The following is a 17,993-nucleotide window of genomic DNA, read 5'->3' as shown; positions in this document are numbered from 1 at the left end:
GCATCCGCGTCGGCATCAGCGTCAGCATCGGCATCCGCGTCAGCGTCAGCATCCGCGTCGGCATCCGCGTCGGCATCGGCGTCGGCATCCGTATCCTCCATAGATGGCAACGCCGTAAACGCTGAATTACTAGCCAACAAATCGATATCCAATAGACTATCCCCAACACGAGCATAGAAATCTAAATCATTATCACCTATACCCCCTGGTAACTGAGTTAATCCCAAAGCAGCTAAGTCAATCGTCAATGTAAATGTTGTTGTCCCAAGAATAGATAAGCGTAAAAGTTGTGAAACATCCGCACCAATCGCTTTTTTCGCAGTATCAACTTTCAGAGCACTTCCAGTAATGAACCCTTCATCATACTTCGTTTGCAAACCAGAGAGATACGGAATCTTATAACTAAGAGTCGTATTCGCTTTTAAGGCTGGATTTGTTAAAAGATAAGTTAGCTCATCTGGTAATTTAAAATATGGATAGTAATGATTGATAACACTAAGATTCGCTAACTGCTTCCCTGTGAGTGTTAGCACCAGTTTCCCATTTACATAACTAGCATTTAATTGCGTTGAACCTAGTAAGCTAACAGAAGCCGCATCTACACGTGATCCACCAATTTCAAATCCCCGCTCAGCATTACTATACTGAATTGTCACTGGTGAAGCCACAATCGTTGCCGCTGCAAAAAGCGTTGTTATAACCTTCGCCTTTTGATTATATTTCCAATTCATTCTACGCTTATAATCCACCTGTTGTTTTCCCATTATTATTTTCCCCCTCAAGCATCGGTTAGACCGAGCTGAAATTAATATCCAACAAGTTTACCCTTCCTTTTCAATTGACGACTAACGATACATCCCTTCAAAATTCCAAATATTCTTAAATTCTGTTTTTTACATCACCTTCCTTCATAAAAAAAGAATATAATGACAATTATACACCTAAACAAAAACTTTTTTCTATATCATTAAATAAAATACGATATAGCAATTAGTCGTAAGTATACCTAAAATATACGTCATTAGGCGCACGAATCTACTATACCCAATACCGCAATCAATTATCCAAAAAAGATAAAAGCAAATACATTTGAATATAATTCCAAGAAAAATTGATAAAATAGCTAAAATAGGCCTAAAAAGGTTCATTTAATGACATAACATCAACATATAGATGCCATGTTATTATTTTATGTATATAAATCACAGCTTATATCAACGACTTTCTTGTTTATTAATTTACAAACCTCTTTTTTATAAAAAGGTAATATATAACTAATTGAGAAAAAATACACAATAAAAACCGATAAAAAAGCATGGCACATACCACGCATTTTTATCGGTTTTATTTATATATTTTATTAGAATGGCAGTTTGAAATTACCAAATCCGCCACCACGTTTTTTCTTACCTTTTCCAGTTCCACCCATTCCAGACATTTGCTTCATCATTTTCTTCATTTCGTTAAACTGTTTTAATAAACGGTTTACTTCTTGAATAGGGCGTCCAGAGCCACGAGCAATACGCTTACGGCGATTGGCGTTAATAATATCAGGATGGTCTTTCTCAGCTTTGGTCATCGATTTGATGATAGCCTCGATATGCGTTAGCTGCTTCTCGTCAACTTGCATGCTGTCTAATCCCTTCATTTTGTTAGCGCCAGGCATCATTTTAAGCAGTTCATCAAGTGGTCCCATTTGGCGAACTTGTTGTAGTTGCTCTAGGAAATCATCCAGCGTCATCGACATATCTTTTACTTTTTGTTCTAGCTCGCGCGCTTTGTCTTCATCAACGGTCACTTGTGCTTTCTCGATAAGTGATAATACATCGCCCATTCCAAGAATACGAGAAGCCATGCGATCTGGGTGGAAGCTTTCTAGCGCCTCCATTTTCTCTCCCATACCGACGAACTTAATTGGTTTTTCCGTAACGGAACGGATGGAAAGTGCTGCACCACCACGTGTATCGCCATCTAATTTCGTTAGGACAACACCCGTAATATCGAGTTGATTATTGAAGCTTTCTGCCACATTGACAGCATCTTGCCCCGTCATCGAATCGACAACGAGCAGAATTTCAGATGGACTAGAGATTTCTTTCACAGCAACCAATTCGTCCATTAGCTCTGTATCAATATGCAAACGGCCTGCTGTATCAATTAAAACATAGTCCAGATGGTCTTCCCTTGCTTTTGCGATTGCTTGTTTGGCAATTTCCACTGGGCTTACTTGATCTCCCAATGAAAAAACTGGCATGTCCAGTTGCTTACCTAGTGTTTCTAACTGCTTGATTGCGGCAGGACGATAAATATCCGCAGCAACAAGAAGTGGTTTACGATTGTACTTCTTGCGTAGTAAATTGGCTAGTTTTCCGGTTGTGGTTGTTTTACCAGCACCTTGGAGACCTACCATCATGACAACAGTTGGTGGTTTGTCGGCTACAGCGATCTTACTTTCTTCGCCACCCATCAATGTTGTTAGTTCTTCTTGCACGATTTTAATGACTTGTTGACCTGGTGTTAGGCTCTTCATAACCTCACTGCCAACCGCACGCTCGCTCACCGTTTTAATAAATTGTTTGACTACTTTAAAGTTAACATCGGCTTCTAATAATGCAAGCCGTACTTCACGCATCATTTCTTTAACATCGGCTTCATTGACTTTCCCTTTACCACGAATCTTGTTCATCGTTTCTTGTAAGCGGCCGGCTAATCCTTCAAATGCCATATGCGTCGCCTCCTAATCCATATTTTTAAGTTGTTGAAGTAGTGCTGCTACTCCATCATCTAATTGTTTATGTTGCGTTAAATGCTGTTCGATTTGTTCAATCAATTGCTCGCGTTCTTGGTATTTCTGCAAAACACCCAGCTTCGTCTCGTAATTCTCTAAGACTGCTTCTGTGCGCTTAATGTTGTCATATACCGCCTGTCTGCTCACTTCGAACTCCTCGGCAATCTCGCCAAGCGACAAATCCTCCAAATAATAAAGCGAAACATAGGACTTCTGTTTCTCTGTTAAGAGCGATTCATAAATATCAATCAAAAAATTCATCCGCGTCGTCTTCTCAAACACCGCACATCACCCTTTCCTACAAGTTCGCTGTTACCTTCAAGGATACGCATATTAACAAGGCTTGTCAAGCGCTTTAAGACTGAAAAATCATGTGTAAAAGGAAGGCCAAACACTCCGGCTCAGCCTTCCCATTCGCTATTTAAGCTTTCGCCTCATCAATCACATCAGCGAACAGCCCGTAAACATATTCATTCGCGTCAAACGCCTGCAAATCATCCATTTTCTCACCTAGACCGACAAATTTAACCGGAATATGCAGTTCATTACGAATCGCAATCACAATACCGCCTTTTGCCGTTCCATCTAGTTTTGTTAAGACAATACCACTCACATCTGTTGCTTCTTTGAATTGTTTTGCTTGAACAAAAGCATTCTGCCCTGTTGTAGCGTCTAAAACAAGCAATACTTCGTGCGGTGCATTTGGAACTTCGCGGGTAATAACACGTTTTACTTTTTCTAACTCATTCATGAGGTTGACTTTATTTTGTAAACGTCCAGCTGTATCGCACAGCAGTACATCGACACCGCGGGCCTTCGCAGCTTGAACCGCATCAAACATCACTGCAGCAGGATCACTTCCTTCTGCTTGTTTAATTACGTCCACGCCAACACGCTCACCCCACACGTCTAATTGGTCGATAGCACCTGCTCGAAACGTATCACCTGCAGCAAGTAAAACACTCTTGCCTTCTGATTTAAGATGATGTGCTAATTTACCAATGGTTGTTGTTTTCCCAACACCGTTAACACCAACGAACAAAATAACAGTTAGGCCTTCTGATTGCATATTTAACTCTGGAAGTTCCTCGTCTTCGCCTTGATAAATCGCTACCAGTTTCTCGACAATGACTTCTTGCACTTCTTTCGGGTCTTGGATATTGCGCAATTTCACTTCCTCACGAAGCTGCTCAACAAGTTCCATCACCGTTTCAAAACCAACATCCGCTTGAATCAGAATCTCTTCCAACTCTTCAAAAAACTCTTCGTCGACCTTGCGATAACGCGCCACAAGCTCATTCATTTTCCCTGAAAAATTGTCACGCGTTTTGGATAAGCCGTCTTTGAATTTCTCTGTCACAGCATCCGTTTGTTGGGTTAACTTATCTTTAATCTTTTTAAAAAATGTCATCGGATTTGCACTCCTTATTTGATTAGTTCTGCAGTTTCTTCTAAACGCACGGAAACGAGTTTGGAAACACCTGATTCCTGCATGGTTACACCGTATAAGACGTCTGCTTCTTCCATCGTGCCTTTCCGGTGAGTAATAACGATAAATTGAATATTGGTTTCAAACTTTTTCAAATAACGACTAAAGCGTGTCACGTTGGCTTCATCAAGCGCTGCCTCCACTTCGTCCAAAATACAAAACGGCATCGGGCGAACACGAATAATCGCAAATAGCAAGGCGATGGCTGTTAGCGCCCGTTCTCCGCCGGAAAGTAAACTTAAGTTTTGCAGTTTCTTGCCTGGTGGTTGTGCTTCAATATCAACACCGGTCGTTAAAACTTCTTCGGGATTATGAAGGATAAGTCGCGCTTGTCCACCGCCAAATAGTTCTGGGAACACAATCGCGAACTCCGTTTGAATTGCCGTGAAAGATTCCTCAAACCGTTTCTTCATTTCCTCGTCCATTTCATCCATGACTTGGAATAAGGTGGACTTAGCCTCTAATAAGTCCTCTTGTTGGCCGTTTAAGAATTCGAAACGTTCTTTAATCCGCTCAAATTCGTCGATGGCACCGAGGTTAACAACACCCAGTTCATCGATAGAGCGTTTTAGTAGGCGAACTTTAGAGCGTGCCTGGTCGATATCCATTTCATTGATGGCACGTTCTTTAGCCGCTTCAAAAGTTAAAACGTACGCTTCTGATAAGCGGTCCAAACGATTTTCCACATCTGCGCCTAGGCGACTCATGCTGACTTCTGCCGCAGTTTTTTGCTCCATATAAAAGCTTGCTTGGTTATGTTTTTGTTGTAAAACTTCTTCTTGAACAGTTAAGCTTTCTTGTAATTCCACACGTTTTTCGCGAAGTTGATCGCGGTTTGTCGTCGTTGTTTCTTTTTCTTCGCGAGCATTGTTGATGGTTGTCGCCAGTTCTTCCGTGCTAGAATGTACCGTCTCGATGTTAGTTTTTAGCATGGAGAGCTTCGATGTGATGGCTTCTTTTTCGACATAGTATTCGCTAATATCGGCTTCGACGCTTGCCAGTGCTTGTTCTGCGGTTTGCAGTTGTTCACGACTGACAGCCACGCGTGATTTCAGTGTCGAGTAGCTTTCTTGATCGCTTGCTCGGTTATTTTCTTGTTCTTTGCTTTGCTCCGTCATTTGCTGAATAAGTGCGTCTTTATCGGTAATTTCAATGGCCAGTGTCGCTAGTTCTTGTTGCAACTTCGCTTTTCGTTCTGTTAAAAGTTCGACTTCGGACTTGCCTTCTTCTTTTTCCATATCGTAAATTTGCAACTGCTTGTTTGCTGTCGTTAAACGTTCTTCTGCGCGTTCTTTTTTACCAAGTAGTTCTGTTTCTTGAAGGCGCAATGTTTCACCAACAGAACGTGCTTCTTCTAGCTGCTCGCGTTTTTGCTGCACTTCTGCTTTTAATTTAGCAAATTGTTTCTCTGTTTGCTCTACGTCTCGTGTCATCTGGACAATCGTTTTGCTTAAGTTCTCTAGTTCATGTTTTCGCGTCATTATGGACGACTTGCCTTGCGCTGTTGCCCCACCGGTCATCGAACCGCCAGCATTTACAACATCACCTTCTAATGTCACAACACGGTAGCGAAAATTGACAAGTTTCGCCAGCATATTCGCGCCCTTTAAATCTTTTGCCAGAATCGTCGTACCTAACGCGTTTAAAATAACGTTCTCCACTTGGGCATCATACGATAGCACATCACTCGCTAGTGCCACGAAGGCCGGCTGTTGTTCCAATGCGTTTTTAGTTGCAACTGGAATTTGACGAGGTTGAATCGTCGACAATGGCAAAAATGTCGCCCGTCCCGCTCTTGTTTGTTTCAAATAACTAATCGCATCGCGCGCCGCTTGGTCATCACGTACGACAATGTGCTGCGCATTCGCACCGAGCGCTATCTCAAGCGCCTTCTGATAATGTTCTGGAATGTCCACCAGCTCAACAAACGCGCCTAGAATCCCGTTTAGCTTCTTCTTCGCCTTTAGGACCTCACGCACACCTTGGAAAAATCCAGCGTAATCGTCCGCCAGTTCCGCGAGCGTTTCCTTCCGTGACTTCGCTTGCTGAATCGCTTCATACTGCCGATACATATCCCGTTCCTGCTTCGTGAAAATCGCCTCATGTTTCGCCAATTCCTGCTGAATCGTCTGGTAATGCGCTACTTGCTCCGCCAACTTCTCCTGCATCTGCGTCGCGTGTTCCGTCAAATACTCCACCATCGCAATAATCTCATTGCGCTCCGAAATATGTTGCTGATTCTCATGATCCAACTTATCCGAGCGTCCCTGCATCTGCGCCAACTGCCGCTCCAAATACCCAATATCATTACGCATCGTCGTCTGCGTGTGGCGTAGCTCAATATAATCGCTCTTCATGCTCTCGATTTTTTCTTCCGAAAGATTATCATACTCGGCTAGTTTCGCCTCGAGAGCTTTCTTTTCCTTCATGAAAACTTCAAGCGCTGTCTCTTTTTCTAGCTTTTCTTGAAGCAATGTCTGTTTCTGCGCTTCTAGTGTTTCCATTCGCAATTCGATCTGCTGTAGGTTTTCAAGTAAGGCTTGCTCGTTCTCATTGCTGTGCTTCTTGCGTTCTAGCGCCACATTGCGTTGCCCTTCCAGTTGCTCTAAGCGTTCCGTGACTTCAAGCAAAGCGGCCTGCGTAACTTCCATTTCGTGGTCCATCGTTGCCAGCGCTTGTTTTTGCGTATAGATTTGCGTTTCTTCTTGCTTAATTTCTGCTTGCAATCCCGCCAAAATTTCTTCATTCTTCGCGAAATCGGCTTTTTGCACTGCCATTTTTTTCTTTTTGCGGCGTCAATTTCTGCGACAAGTAGCGATACTTCGAATTTCTCTAGCTCCTCTTGTTGAAACAAATAATCCTTCGCCACACTCGCTTGCATTTCTAATGGCTCTAGCTGGCCTTCTAGCTCATACAAAATATCCTGCACGCGGTTCAAGTTCTCCTCGGTTTCGAAAAGCTTGTTTTCCGCCTGCTTCTTGCGATGTTTATATTTCAACACGCCCGCCGCTTCTTCAAAAATCGACCGCCGTTCTTCAGGTTTACTATTTAGAATTTCATCAATTTTTCCTTGCTAATAATCGAAAATGATTCGCGCCCAAGTCCTGAATCCATAAACAAATCCACAATGTCTTTCAGTCGACACGATTGTTTATTAATTAAAAACTCACTATCCCCATTTCGAAAAATCCGCCGCGTTACCGACACTTCACTATAATCTAGCGGCAAAAACCGATCTTCATTCTCAAAAATCAAGGAAACTTCCGCAAAATTAATCGGTTTTCGCGTATCACTTCCCGCAAAAATAACATCACCCATCCGACCGCCTCGCAGGCTTTTCGCTGATTGTTCACCAAGTACCCAGCGAATCGCCTCGGTAATATTACTTTTTCCACTTCCATTTGGCCCTACAATCGCAGTAGTGCCCGGCACAAAATCAATTACCATCTTATCAGCAAATGATTTAAAGCCATTCATTTCTAGCTTCTTTAATAACATGTCCGGACTCCTTTACCGCTTAGTTTTTACGAATTGCTTGGATAGCATTTTTTGCTGCATTTTGTTCTGCTTGCTTCTTCGTTTTGCCACTTCCAGCACCACGTTTCTCGTTATTGATTGCCACGACTGCTTCGAACGCTTTGCTGTGCGCTGGCCCTTTTTCATCGAGAATCGTATACGTAATAACAACATCGCGATCTTTTTGCACAATTTCTTGCAATTGTGTTTTGTAGTCCACGGTTTGCTCAAAATACCCGGCATCAATTTTTGGAAAAACGATGCGCTCTAGGAAACGCACCACTTTGTCTATTCCTTGATCAAGAAACAATGCGCCAATGAAAGATTCGAATACATCAGCAAGTAGTGCTGGACGAGTTCTTCCGCCTGCTCGCTCTTCACCACGACCAAGTCGGACATAGCGCGAAAAATTAACTACCTCAGCAAATTCGACAAGCGAAGGTTCGCATACGATAGCTGCCCGCATTTTTGTCATCTGCCCTTCTGCCATATTAGGAAATTTATTGAATAAATAATGTGAAACTGTTACTTCTAGCACTGCGTCCCCCAGAAACTCCAGACGTTCATTGTCCTCAATCTTTTCTTTGCGATGCTCATTGACATACGACGAGTGTGTAAAAGCTGTTTTTAATAGCGTAATGTCCGAAAAAGTAAAGCCGACACTCTCTTGTAATTCTTCCCAAAGATTCATAACGTAAAGCCTCCATTTCTTTTTAGAAACACACCATAGCTTTATTTTCTAAACACCTAAAAAAGACTGCTTAGAAAATAAACTTTAATGTGGAAAAAGAGGATGCCTAGGAGGGCGCAGAATTTTTAACCGGATAACCCGTCTAAAACAGTCTGTGCTACCTAGACACCCTCGTTCATTTGATTAAAACAAGTCGGATTTATGCGTTACTTTCTATGTACTTCACTGCATCCCCAACTGTTCCGATGTGTTCTGCATCTTCATCAGAAATTTCTACACCAAACTCGTCTTCAAGTTCCATAACCAATTCAACAACATCTAGTGAATCTGCACCTAGATCGTCTTTGAAGGAAGCTTCTAAAGTAACCTTAGATTCTTCAACGCCTAAACGGTCAACGATAATCTTAGTCACTTTCTCTAATACTTCTGCCATTGTTTACTTCACCTCCCTCCAAGTATTATATAGGATTTCTTCGCATTCGTAAACTATTAATTAAAAAAACCTAAGAAACCCAACCCCACCAACAAAAATCCAAGCACAAAAATCATGTTTTAACGTAGCTCCAGTTCCGTGTCACCATACCAGCGCGAGTGAGAACAGCTTAGATCCTAGGCAAAGCCGAGCACCGGAGCGCAGGCTTTAACGACGAAGATGAGTTGTTCTCGCTCGCGCTACCTACATTGTCATGCCGCCGTCAACCGCAACAGTCTGCCCTGTCATATACGACGAAACATCGCTAGCCAAGAATAACACAGCGTTTGCCACGTCTTCCACGCTACCGTATTTGCCTAGCGGGATTTGTGCTAGCATCGCTTCTTTTGTTGCTTCATCTAGTTCGTCAGTCATTTCCGTTGCGATAAAACCTGGAGCAACGGCATTAACATTGATGCCACGCGTTGCTAATTCACGAGCAGTTGTTTTTGTTAATCCAATCACACCAGCTTTACTTGCGACATAGTTAGCTTGCCCTGCATTTCCAGTAATCCCAACTACCGATGTAATATTGATAATTTTCCCGTAGCGTTGTTTCATCATCGTGCGTGAAACAGCTTTTGTGCATAGGAAAACGCCTTTTAAGTTCGTGTCAATTACAGCATCCCATTCGTCAACTTTCATGCGCATTAAAAGATTGTCGCGCGTGATTCCAGCATTGTTTACCAAAATATCAATACGACCGTATTTGTCTACTGCCTCTTTAAATAGTGCTTGTACGTCCTCTTCTACAGCTACATTTGCCTTCATTGCGGAAGCTTCCCCGCCAGCTGCTACAATCTCACTTACGATTGCTTCAGCGGCTTCTTGAGAACCATTGTAGTTAAAAAATACTTTGGCGCCTTGTTTGGCAAGTGTCATAACGATTTCGCGCCCGATACCGCGTGATCCACCTGTGACAACGGCTACTCTATCTGTTAACGTCATTATTTTGCCTCCTTTAATTGTTCGGCTACTTCTTGAACAGAAGCAACGTCACCTGCCGCTAGAATTGTTACGTCACGATTAATTTTTTTAATAAGCCCGGAAAGCACTTTGCCTGATCCGATTTCTACAAATGTGTCTACCCCTTGTTCGATAAGGTTGGAAACAATGTCCTCCCATAGAACCGGCGAATAGATTTGTTGTACTAGTTTTTCTGGAATCGCTGTTTTATCTGTTGTTGCTTGGGCATCGACGTTTTGTACGACTGGAATCGCGCCGTCTTGGAATGTGACTTGTGCTAGCTCTGCACGAAAATCTTCGGCTGCTGGAACCATTAGTTTGGAGTGGAATGGACCGCTGACTGCAAGAGGCATGACACGTTTTGCGCCTGTTTCTTTTGCTTGTTCGCCAGCTTTTTCAACGCCTGCTACTGTTCCTGAAATAACGATTTGACCTGGACAGTTTAGGTTAGCAAGTTGCACGTCATCACCTGCTGCTGTAACGCTTTCTGTGATGGCGCCTAATACTTCGCGGTCCAGTCCTAAAACGGCTGCCATGGCACCTTGGCCATTTGGTACGGCAGCTTCCATTAGCTTACCGCGACGATGCACTAAATGAATAGCGTCTTCGGCCGTCAAGTAGCCACCTGCAACTAACGCACTATATTCGCCTAAGCTATGCCCTGCGACAAAATCTGCTTTGACACCAAATGTTTCTAAAGCGCGCAAAATAGCGACACTCGTAGATACAAGTGCGGGTTGCGCGTTTTCGGATTTCGTTAATAATTCGATGGGACCATCCTTAATAATGTCTGTGATGGCATAACCTAATTTAGCGTCTGCTGCTGTGTAAACGGCTTGCGCTTCTTTGTATTCTGCTGCTACATCTTGCCCCATGCCTACTTTTTGCGAACCTTGACCTGGGAAAACGAATGCAATTTTACTCATTGTTTGTTCCTCCTTGATTTGCTTCTTCTGCTTCTGCGCGTAAATGACCGCTTGCCACTTCGCTCTTAATTGTTTCTACGACTTGTTTTTCAACCATGTCACGTGCTTGGCGAATTGTTGTAAAAATACCGTTGGCGTTGGATGAGCCATGGGCTTTGATGACTGGGGCTTGGACGCCGAAAAGACAAGCTCCGCCGTATTCGCTATAATCCATTTTCGCTTTTAGTTCCATCAAGTCTTTTTTTAGGAAGGAGGCAGCGATTTTATTTTTGAAGCCGTTTAAAAGACTCATTTTCATGAGACTAAAGAAAGCTCCCGCTGTTCCTTCGATAGATTTGAGTACCATATTTCCGGTGAAACCGTCTGTAACAATGACATCTGCTACGTCCATCATTAAGTCGCGTGCTTCGACATTACCGACAAAATGATATGCTTTCTGATTTTTCATTAGTTCAAAAGCACGTTTTGTCAGGTCGTTTCCTTTGGCTTCTTCGGTTCCAATGTTTAGTAGGGCTACGCGGGGTTTCTCGATTTTACGCACGTTTTCTGCATAAACCGAACCCATCAAGCCAAATTGGAGTAGATGCTCCGGCTTTGCATCCGAATTAGCGCCTAAATCAAGCATAACAAAGCCTTTTCCTGTTACGGTTGGTAGTGTTGGCGCTAGGGCTGGGCGGTCAATACCTTTGATACGACCAACAACGAAAAGTCCTGTAGCCATTAGTGCCCCTGTATTCCCAGCTGAAATACATGCGTCTGCTTCGCCATCTTTGACGGCTTGTGCTGCCAAAACCATGGATGCTCTTTTTTTGCGTTTTACGGCACGTACTGGCTCATCGTCACTTTCGATTTTTTCGTCAGTATGTACGACTGTGATACGGGTTTTGTCAGCCAAGTATTCATTGATTTTTACTTGATCGCCAAAAAGCAGGAATTCTACATCTTTGTATTGTGCTGCAGCTTTCATGACACCTAATACGATTTCTTTTGGTGCGTTGTCGCCGCCCATTGCATCTATTGCAATTTTCATTTCACTTCAGTCCTTTTACTTTTTTCCGTCGTGTGGTACATTTCGAACTTACCTTTTAATACCACTTCATCGCCGACGTAGCTGTTTACATCTACTATGGTAATCGATCTACTATCTCGCTGATCGCGCACTTTGGCTTTGGCAATGACACGTTCGCCTTCTTTAACAGAATGAATGAATCGTACGGTAGCTTGTGTAGTCAGTGCCAAATCGTTTGGAATAATCGCGGTGGCCAGTGAGTTCGCTTGGGCAAACAAATGATGTCCACGGGCAATTTTATTCCGTTGAAAAACGTGTTCTGGTCCAACTTCAAAAATCGAAATTGCGCCTTTGTTTAATTCAATATCAATGATTTCTCCGATAACTTCTTCGATTGGAAGAGAGCGAACTGCATCGGCATAGTTTTCAGAGGCAACGTGTTTGATTCGTTCACGTAGTTCGGGAATTGCTAATGCAACGCGGTCTAGTCGCACCGTTTGGACACTAACTTGAAACTTTTCAGCCAATTGTTCGTCGGTTATAAACGGGTTCTCTTCAATCGCTTGAACTAATCGTGCCTGCCTTTCTTTTTTAGGGTACTTCTTCATCCGAATTCCTCTCGCTTCCATTCTTTGTTTTAATACCAGATACTAAGAGTAATATATAAAAAATGCTCGCAATATGCAAGTTATACGGCTGTGGCTAGTCTAATTTCTGTTCGTCAAAAACGCCATTCGCCTCTAAAAAAGCGCGTAATGAAGCGTATTCCTCTGTATCTAGGAAGCCATCGTGGTATATGATATCGACAGCGTCTTGCCTTGCGATTTCTAGCACGCGGTAATCGTGCACCATGTCGGCCACTTTGAATTCCGGGATACCGCTTTGTTTTTTACCAAAGAAGTCCCCTGGACCACGCAATTCTAAATCGCGCTCGCTAACAACGAAGCCGTCATTGGTTTCGGTCATGATAGTCATGCGTTCTTTGCCGACTTCTGTTTTCGGGTCGGCAATGAGGATGCAGTAAGATTGTTCCGCGCCACGCCCGACACGACCGCGCAGTTGATGCAGTTGTGCCAAACCGAATCGATCTGCGTCGTAGATAACCATCATAGTAGCATTTGGTACATTAACGCCGACTTCTACGACGGTCGTAGAGACAAGACAATCAATTTTGTGGTCATTGAAATCCCGCATAATTTGATCTTTATCCGCGGGTAGCAATTTACCGTGCATGAGGCCAGCGGAGTGTTTACCATTCCATTTATTGTTTAGAATATTGTAGACATCGATCGCATTTTGGACATCTAGTTTTTCTGATTCTTCGATGAGTGGACAAATAACATAGGCTTGGCGTCCTTTTAGGATTTCTTGTTCAATGAAACCGATAACCCGGTCCAGCATTTGGTGTTTCACCCAGTACGTCTCGATTTGTTTACGCCCAGCTGGCAATTCGTCAATGATAGACACGTCCATTTCGCCAAAAGCAGTAATGGCAAGAGTCCGTGGGATGGGCGTGGCAGTCATGAAAAGAACGTCCGGATAGGTGCCCTTTTCTCGTAAAACGCGACGTTGTTGAACGCCAAATCGGTGTTGTTCGTCAGTGATGACGAGCCCCAGATTTTGAAACGTGACTTCTTCTTGGATGAGGGCGTGTGTGCCGACGAGAACATCGATTTGTCCTTCTGCAAGAAGGGCTAGCATTTCACGACGGCGTTTTCCTTTGACACTACTGGTGAGTAATCCGACGGTGACATCGAATGATTGGAGTAAGTCGACAAGCGAGTTGGCGTGTTGCTCGGCTAGAATTTCAGTCGGGACCATTAAAGCGCCTTGGAAGCCACTTTTGGCTGCTGCGTAAAGTGCGATGGATGCCACGACGGTTTTTCCTGATCCAACGTCACCTTGTAGCAGCCGATTCATATGGAAATGCGATTTCATGTCACCACATATTTCGTTGACTACGCGTTTTTGTGCATCGGTTAGTGGAAATGGCAAGCTTTCGATGTAATGACGCAAATCGTTCACGTCGTAGTCGATGGAGATGCCTCCTGAGCGCTCGCGTTCAATTTTTCGGAATAGCTGCATCTTGAGTTGGAATAACAGGAACTCTTCGTACACCATGCGACGCCGTGCTTGTTTCAGGTCTTCTGGGCTTTTTGGAAAATGTAAAAACTGGACGGCTTCTTTGCGCGAAATCAGTTGGTATTTTTGCAACCATTTTTCTGGCAAAATTTCAACGATGTCATCGCCGTATGTATCGAATGCCGCGACGGTGAATTTAAGAAGTGTTTTATTGCGGATGGTGCCTTTGAGACGGTATACTCCTTCTAGTGCTTCTTCTGCGGTCTGATGGCCTTTTTTGTATTTGCTAGCTGTAATTTGGGCGCGGCCTTTATCCCATTTTCCAGAAATAGTTACTTCGTCGCCAACCTCCAATTTTCCTTTTATGTATGGTTGGTTAAAAAAATCGACTTTGACGACTTGATGACCGGAGGCAACGCGAAAAGACAGCTTGGATTTCTTTCTTCCGTAATAGGCTAAAGTGGGCTCGGTCAGGACTTCTCCTTGCACCGTCACCCGTTCTTCATGCGCTACTTCGGACAAATCCCGCAAGCGATAATCTTCATATCGATACGGGAAATTAAAAAGTAAATCGGCAACTGTCTCTATATCTAATTCTTTTAATGCTTTCGCGGTTTCCGCACCGACGCCTTTGACATCAGTGACTGGAATTTCATTCAGATTCTTCACGTTCTTCTTGCGGCGACAAACCAAAGATCTTTCTTTGTACTGCCCTACCAGTAGGTGTTGCCGCTAGACCTCCTTCACCTGTTTCACGCAATGAACTGGGCATTTGTAACCCAACGCGGTACATCGCCTCTATTACTTCATCACATGGAATTCTACTTTTTATGCCTGCTAATGCCATATCTGCTGAAATCATCGCCTGTGAAGCTCCTAGCGCGTTACGTTTGACGCAAGGGACTTCTACGAGACCAGCAACTGGATCGCAAACAAGACCTAACATATTTTTCATCGTCATCGCCATCGCTTCGGCTGATTGTTCTGGTGTGCCTCCCGCAGCTTCTACAATGGCCGCCGATGCCATCGCACTAGCGGAACCAATTTCTGCTTGGCAACCACCTGCTGCGCCTGAAATAAACGCTTTATTAGCCACAACAAAACCGAATGCACCTGCCGTGAATAAGAAACGCAACATCGCTTCACGAGACATCTCTAGCCGATCTTTCACTGCATATAAAACACCAGGAACAACACCTGCACTACCAGCAGTAGGCGTCGCACAAATGACACCCATCGCTGCATTTACTTCGTTTGTAGCAATTGCTTTCGCTACAGCATCCAGAATCACTTCACCAGAAAGCATATTTCCTTTTGCGATATATTCACGCATTAAAACAGCATCCCCACCAGTAAGACCAGTCGTTGATTCTACGCCATCTTCTCCGCGACTAATCGCCGCCTCCATAACGGTTAAATTACGATCCATTACTTCCAAAATAGTTTCTCGCGAATTTCCTGTAACATGCATTTCGCGCTCAATCATGATTTCTGAAATCGGCTTATTTTTACGATTCGCGATATCTATTAATTCAGCAACTGTGTGGAACATTTTATTACCTCCTATTTCTCATTACGTACGAGAAAAATGGAGCATAATTGCACCACTTTTCTACAAAATAAAACTCGCCACTTGATAAATATCTGGCAACTGCTTAATTTCATCCAAAACCGATTGCTCGACACGCTGATCGACTTCAAGAACCATTAGAGCTTCGTCACCTTTTACTTTGCGAGACACTTTCATTTGACCAATGTTAATTTCATGCTTCGCAAAAATTCCAGATACAGAAGCAATCGCGCCAAATCGATCTTTATGCAAAACTAAAACAGCGGGTGACGTTCCGGTAAATTCTAATTCGAATTCATTAAGGCGCACAATTTCAATTTTACCGCCACCAATTGATGCGCCAACTAATGTGGTTTGTTGCATACCATTTTTTAGCACTAGCTTTACTGTATTGGGGTGAGGTGCTTCTTCCATTTCCTCGATGAAATTAATATGCATTCCCCATTTTTCAGCAAGCTTCATCGCATCTGGCATCCGCTCGTCGTCCGTTTCAAAACCAAGTAAGCCGCCTATTAAAGCAACATCTGTGCCATGACCTTTATACGTTTTTGCAAAAGAACCATACAAATGAATGTCCACTTGCATCGGCATTTCATTGAATACGCTACGCGCAACAGCTCCAATCCGACAAGCTCCAGCTGTATGCGAACTTGAAGGCCCAATCATCACTGGTCCAATAATATCAAATACACTATTAAATTTCATCATGCCTCGCCCCTTCATGATTTCATAAAATGCTATTTATTGCTATGTCTATAATAACTAAAAATTAAATTTACAGTGCAGTGGACATTATCTTACCGCACCGAAATGCATTATTCTACGGAAAAGATATACGGATAAACGGGTTGTCCACCAGAATGAATTTCGAATTCAATATCTGGGAATTGGTTGGATACTTCTTCGGCTATTTTTTCTGCATCAGCTTCTGTAACATCAGCTCCGTAAAGCAATGTAACGATTTCGCTGTAGTCATCTACCATTTTTGTTAGTGTGGCTATCGTTGCTGCTTCTAGGCTTGGATTACTAATTTTAATATCGCCTTCTACGATACCAATATAGTCGTCTTTATTAATTGTTACACCTTCAACAGTTGTATCACGTACGGCGGTTGTTACTTGACCACTTGATACGTCTTGGATAGCAGCAATCATTTCATTGGCATTATTTTCAAATGATTCTTCTGCTTGGAAAACAAGTAATGCCGCCAAACCTTGAGGAATCGTTTTTGTTGGAATGATTTTCACTTTGTCATCACCCAGAATTAGTGCCGCTTGATCCGCTGCCATTTGGATGTTTTTGTTGTTCGGTAAAACAAAAACTTGTTCGGCATTTGCGGACTCGATTGCCTTTACAATGTCTTCTGTACTTGGATTCATCGTTTGTCCACCTGAAAGTACTACTGTTGCGCCAACGCTTTCGAATAAACGTTTGATGCCATCTCCGACTGAAACCGTCACAATGCCATATGGCGCTTTTTTAGAGTCTTCTGCTGGTTTATCTTTGACGACTTCGCGATGTTGTTCGCGCATGTTTTCGATTTTTAGTTTAATCAGGCTCCCATATTGTTGGCCGTAGTTCAAGACATTTCCTGGATACTCGGTATGCACGTGTACTTTAGCTACTTCGTCATCAGCAACAACAAGTAAAGAGTCACCCATTTCGGCAAGGTCATCGCGGAACTGTTCTTCGTTAAATTTCTTTTGACCTGTTTTATTTTCGTCAATTTGCACCATGATTTCTGTACAATAGCCGTAAATAATGTCTTCTGTTGACATGAAATCTTGGACGTGGCGATGGTGTTCCGCGTTAATAAGTTCACCCATGGATGCTGTGTAGTTCGTCATGCCTTCTTCTTTTCCAGTTAACGCTGCGTAGAATCCTTCGTAAATAATGATTAAACCTTGCCCACCGCTATCGACAACGCCAACTTCTTTTAGGACTGGTAGCATTTCTTGCGTTTTTGCAAGGACAATTTTACCTTTTTCTAAAATTTGTTGCATCACAAACTCGATGTCTTCGGATTCATTTGCCGCGATAGCTCCTGCTTTGGCTGCTTCACGTGCAACGGTCAGAATGGTACCTTCGACTGGTTTCATAACCGCTTTATAAGCCGTTTCAACACCCGCTGTGAATGCTGCGGCGAATTCTTTAGTATTTAGTTCCGTTTTACCTTCAATGGCTTTTGAAAAACCGCGAAACAGTTGGGATAAAATAACGCCTGAGTTACCGCGTGCCCCCATAAGTAAGCCTTTAGCTAGACTTGCTCCAACCGTGCCGACCGTTGTTAAACTATTCCGTCCAACTTCTTGGGCACCGCTTGTCATTGATAAATTCATATTTGTTCCCGTATCGCCATCTGGCACCGGAAATACATTTAATGAATCAACAAAGTCAGCATTTTTTGCTAAGTTTTCTGCTCCTGCCGCGATCATTGCCGCTAATTTCTCTCCATTTAACTGATACATCCCCACGATTACGTAT

General features: G+C 43.2%; 14 protein-coding genes and 1 pseudogene. All 15 read right to left on the bottom strand.

Annotated features, from left to right (window positions below; genetic code table 11):
• The coding region (locus PRIP_RS17090) for an Lmo1799 family Asp-Ala repeat surface protein (RefSeq protein WP_036099584.1) at nucleotides 1-764 on the bottom strand (764 nt) is incomplete at its 3' end.
• A gap of 596 nt (nucleotides 765-1,360) precedes the next feature.
• Nucleotides 1,361-2,725 carry a signal recognition particle protein gene (gene ffh / locus PRIP_RS03750; protein ID WP_036099583.1) on the bottom strand — a complete coding sequence of 455 codons (1,365 nt, stop codon included), beginning with the start codon at nucleotides 2,723-2,725 and terminating at the stop codon, nucleotides 1,361-1,363.
• A 12-nt stretch (nucleotides 2,726-2,737) separates the two neighbouring features.
• Nucleotides 2,738-3,070 (bottom strand): putative DNA-binding protein, encoded by a 333-nt coding sequence (locus PRIP_RS03745; protein ID WP_036085696.1) that lies wholly within the window; start codon nucleotides 3,068-3,070, stop codon nucleotides 2,738-2,740.
• Between the two features lie 139 nt (nucleotides 3,071-3,209).
• Complete coding sequence (gene ftsY / locus PRIP_RS03740; RefSeq protein ID WP_036099582.1) at nucleotides 3,210-4,199, bottom strand: signal recognition particle-docking protein FtsY; 990 nt, start codon at nucleotides 4,197-4,199, stop codon at nucleotides 3,210-3,212.
• A 14-nt stretch (nucleotides 4,200-4,213) separates the two neighbouring features.
• Nucleotides 4,214-7,775, bottom strand: a pseudogene (gene smc, locus PRIP_RS03735) (chromosome segregation protein SMC).
• Between the two features lie 19 nt (nucleotides 7,776-7,794).
• A complete protein-coding gene (gene rnc / locus PRIP_RS03730; protein WP_036099580.1) occupies nucleotides 7,795-8,484 on the bottom strand; it encodes a ribonuclease III in 690 nt (229 codons plus the stop codon).
• A 199-nt stretch (nucleotides 8,485-8,683) separates the two neighbouring features.
• Nucleotides 8,684-8,917: an acyl carrier protein gene (locus tag PRIP_RS03725; RefSeq protein ID WP_036085620.1), complete on the bottom strand. Its 234-nt coding sequence runs from the start codon at nucleotides 8,915-8,917 to the stop codon at nucleotides 8,684-8,686.
• Nucleotides 8,918-9,160: 243 nt separating this feature from the next.
• Nucleotides 9,161-9,904 (bottom strand): 3-oxoacyl-[acyl-carrier-protein] reductase, encoded by a 744-nt coding sequence (gene fabG / locus PRIP_RS03720; RefSeq protein ID WP_036099578.1) that lies wholly within the window; start codon nucleotides 9,902-9,904, stop codon nucleotides 9,161-9,163.
• Nucleotides 9,904-10,848 (bottom strand): ACP S-malonyltransferase, encoded by a 945-nt coding sequence (gene fabD / locus PRIP_RS03715; protein WP_036099576.1) that lies wholly within the window; start codon nucleotides 10,846-10,848, stop codon nucleotides 9,904-9,906. The genes fabG and fabD overlap by 1 nt, the downstream gene beginning before the upstream one ends.
• The gene (gene plsX, locus PRIP_RS03710) at nucleotides 10,841-11,878 is read right to left on the bottom strand and encodes a phosphate acyltransferase PlsX (protein WP_036099575.1); all 1,038 of its coding nucleotides are present in this window, start codon (nucleotides 11,876-11,878) and stop codon (nucleotides 10,841-10,843) included. The genes fabD and plsX overlap by 8 nt, the downstream gene beginning before the upstream one ends.
• Nucleotides 11,875-12,465 carry a transcription factor FapR gene (gene fapR, locus PRIP_RS03705; protein ID WP_036099574.1) on the bottom strand — a complete coding sequence of 197 codons (591 nt, stop codon included), beginning with the start codon at nucleotides 12,463-12,465 and terminating at the stop codon, nucleotides 11,875-11,877. Before fapR ends, plsX begins: the two co-directional genes overlap by 4 nt.
• Before the next feature lie 94 nt (nucleotides 12,466-12,559).
• On the bottom strand, nucleotides 12,560-14,608 hold the full coding sequence (recG, locus tag PRIP_RS03700) for an ATP-dependent DNA helicase RecG (RefSeq protein WP_036099573.1): 2,049 nt from the start codon (nucleotides 14,606-14,608) through the stop codon (nucleotides 12,560-12,562).
• Nucleotides 14,592-15,491, bottom strand: coding sequence for an L-serine ammonia-lyase, iron-sulfur-dependent, subunit alpha (sdaAA, locus tag PRIP_RS03695; protein ID WP_036099572.1), 900 nt, complete (start codon nucleotides 15,489-15,491; stop codon nucleotides 14,592-14,594). The genes recG and sdaAA overlap by 17 nt, the downstream gene beginning before the upstream one ends.
• A gap of 60 nt (nucleotides 15,492-15,551) precedes the next feature.
• The gene (sdaAB, locus tag PRIP_RS03690) at nucleotides 15,552-16,214 is read right to left on the bottom strand and encodes an L-serine ammonia-lyase, iron-sulfur-dependent subunit beta (protein WP_036099589.1); all 663 of its coding nucleotides are present in this window, start codon (nucleotides 16,212-16,214) and stop codon (nucleotides 15,552-15,554) included.
• Between the two features lie 110 nt (nucleotides 16,215-16,324).
• A complete protein-coding gene (locus PRIP_RS03685) occupies nucleotides 16,325-17,983 on the bottom strand; it encodes a DAK2 domain-containing protein (RefSeq protein WP_036099571.1) in 1,659 nt (552 codons plus the stop codon).
• Between the last annotated feature and the right edge of the window lie 10 nt (nucleotides 17,984-17,993).

The sequence above is a fragment of the Paenilisteria riparia FSL S10-1204 genome, from assembly GCF_000525995.1.
In the GTDB taxonomy this organism is placed as follows: Bacteria; Bacillota; Bacilli; order Lactobacillales; family Listeriaceae; genus Listeria_A; species Listeria_A riparia.
This window is presented reverse-complemented; position numbering and strand designations above follow the sequence as displayed.

Excerpts from the sequence above, each read along its gene's own strand:
- ffh (WP_036099583.1), bottom strand. The coding sequence starts at position 2,725 with ATGGCATTTGAAGGATTAGCCGGCCGCTTACAAGAAACGATGAACAAG.
- ftsY (WP_036099582.1), bottom strand. The coding sequence starts at position 4,199 with ATGACATTTTTTAAAAAGATTAAAGATAAGTTAACCCAACAAACGGAT.
- rnc (WP_036099580.1), bottom strand. The coding sequence starts at position 8,484 with ATGAATCTTTGGGAAGAATTACAAGAGAGTGTCGGCTTTACTTTTTCG.
- PRIP_RS03725 (WP_036085620.1), bottom strand. The coding sequence starts at position 8,917 with ATGGCAGAAGTATTAGAGAAAGTGACTAAGATTATCGTTGACCGTTTA.
- fabG (WP_036099578.1), bottom strand. The coding sequence starts at position 9,904 with ATGACGTTAACAGATAGAGTAGCCGTTGTCACAGGTGGATCACGCGGT.
- fabD (WP_036099576.1), bottom strand. The coding sequence starts at position 10,848 with ATGAGTAAAATTGCATTCGTTTTCCCAGGTCAAGGTTCGCAAAAAGTA.
- plsX (WP_036099575.1), bottom strand. The coding sequence starts at position 11,878 with ATGAAAATTGCAATAGATGCAATGGGCGGCGACAACGCACCAAAAGAA.
- fapR (WP_036099574.1), bottom strand. The coding sequence starts at position 12,465 with ATGAAGAAGTACCCTAAAAAAGAAAGGCAGGCACGATTAGTTCAAGCG.
- sdaAA (WP_036099572.1), bottom strand. The coding sequence starts at position 15,491 with ATGTTCCACACAGTTGCTGAATTAATAGATATCGCGAATCGTAAAAAT.
- sdaAB (WP_036099589.1), bottom strand. The coding sequence starts at position 16,214 with ATGAAATTTAATAGTGTATTTGATATTATTGGACCAGTGATGATTGGG.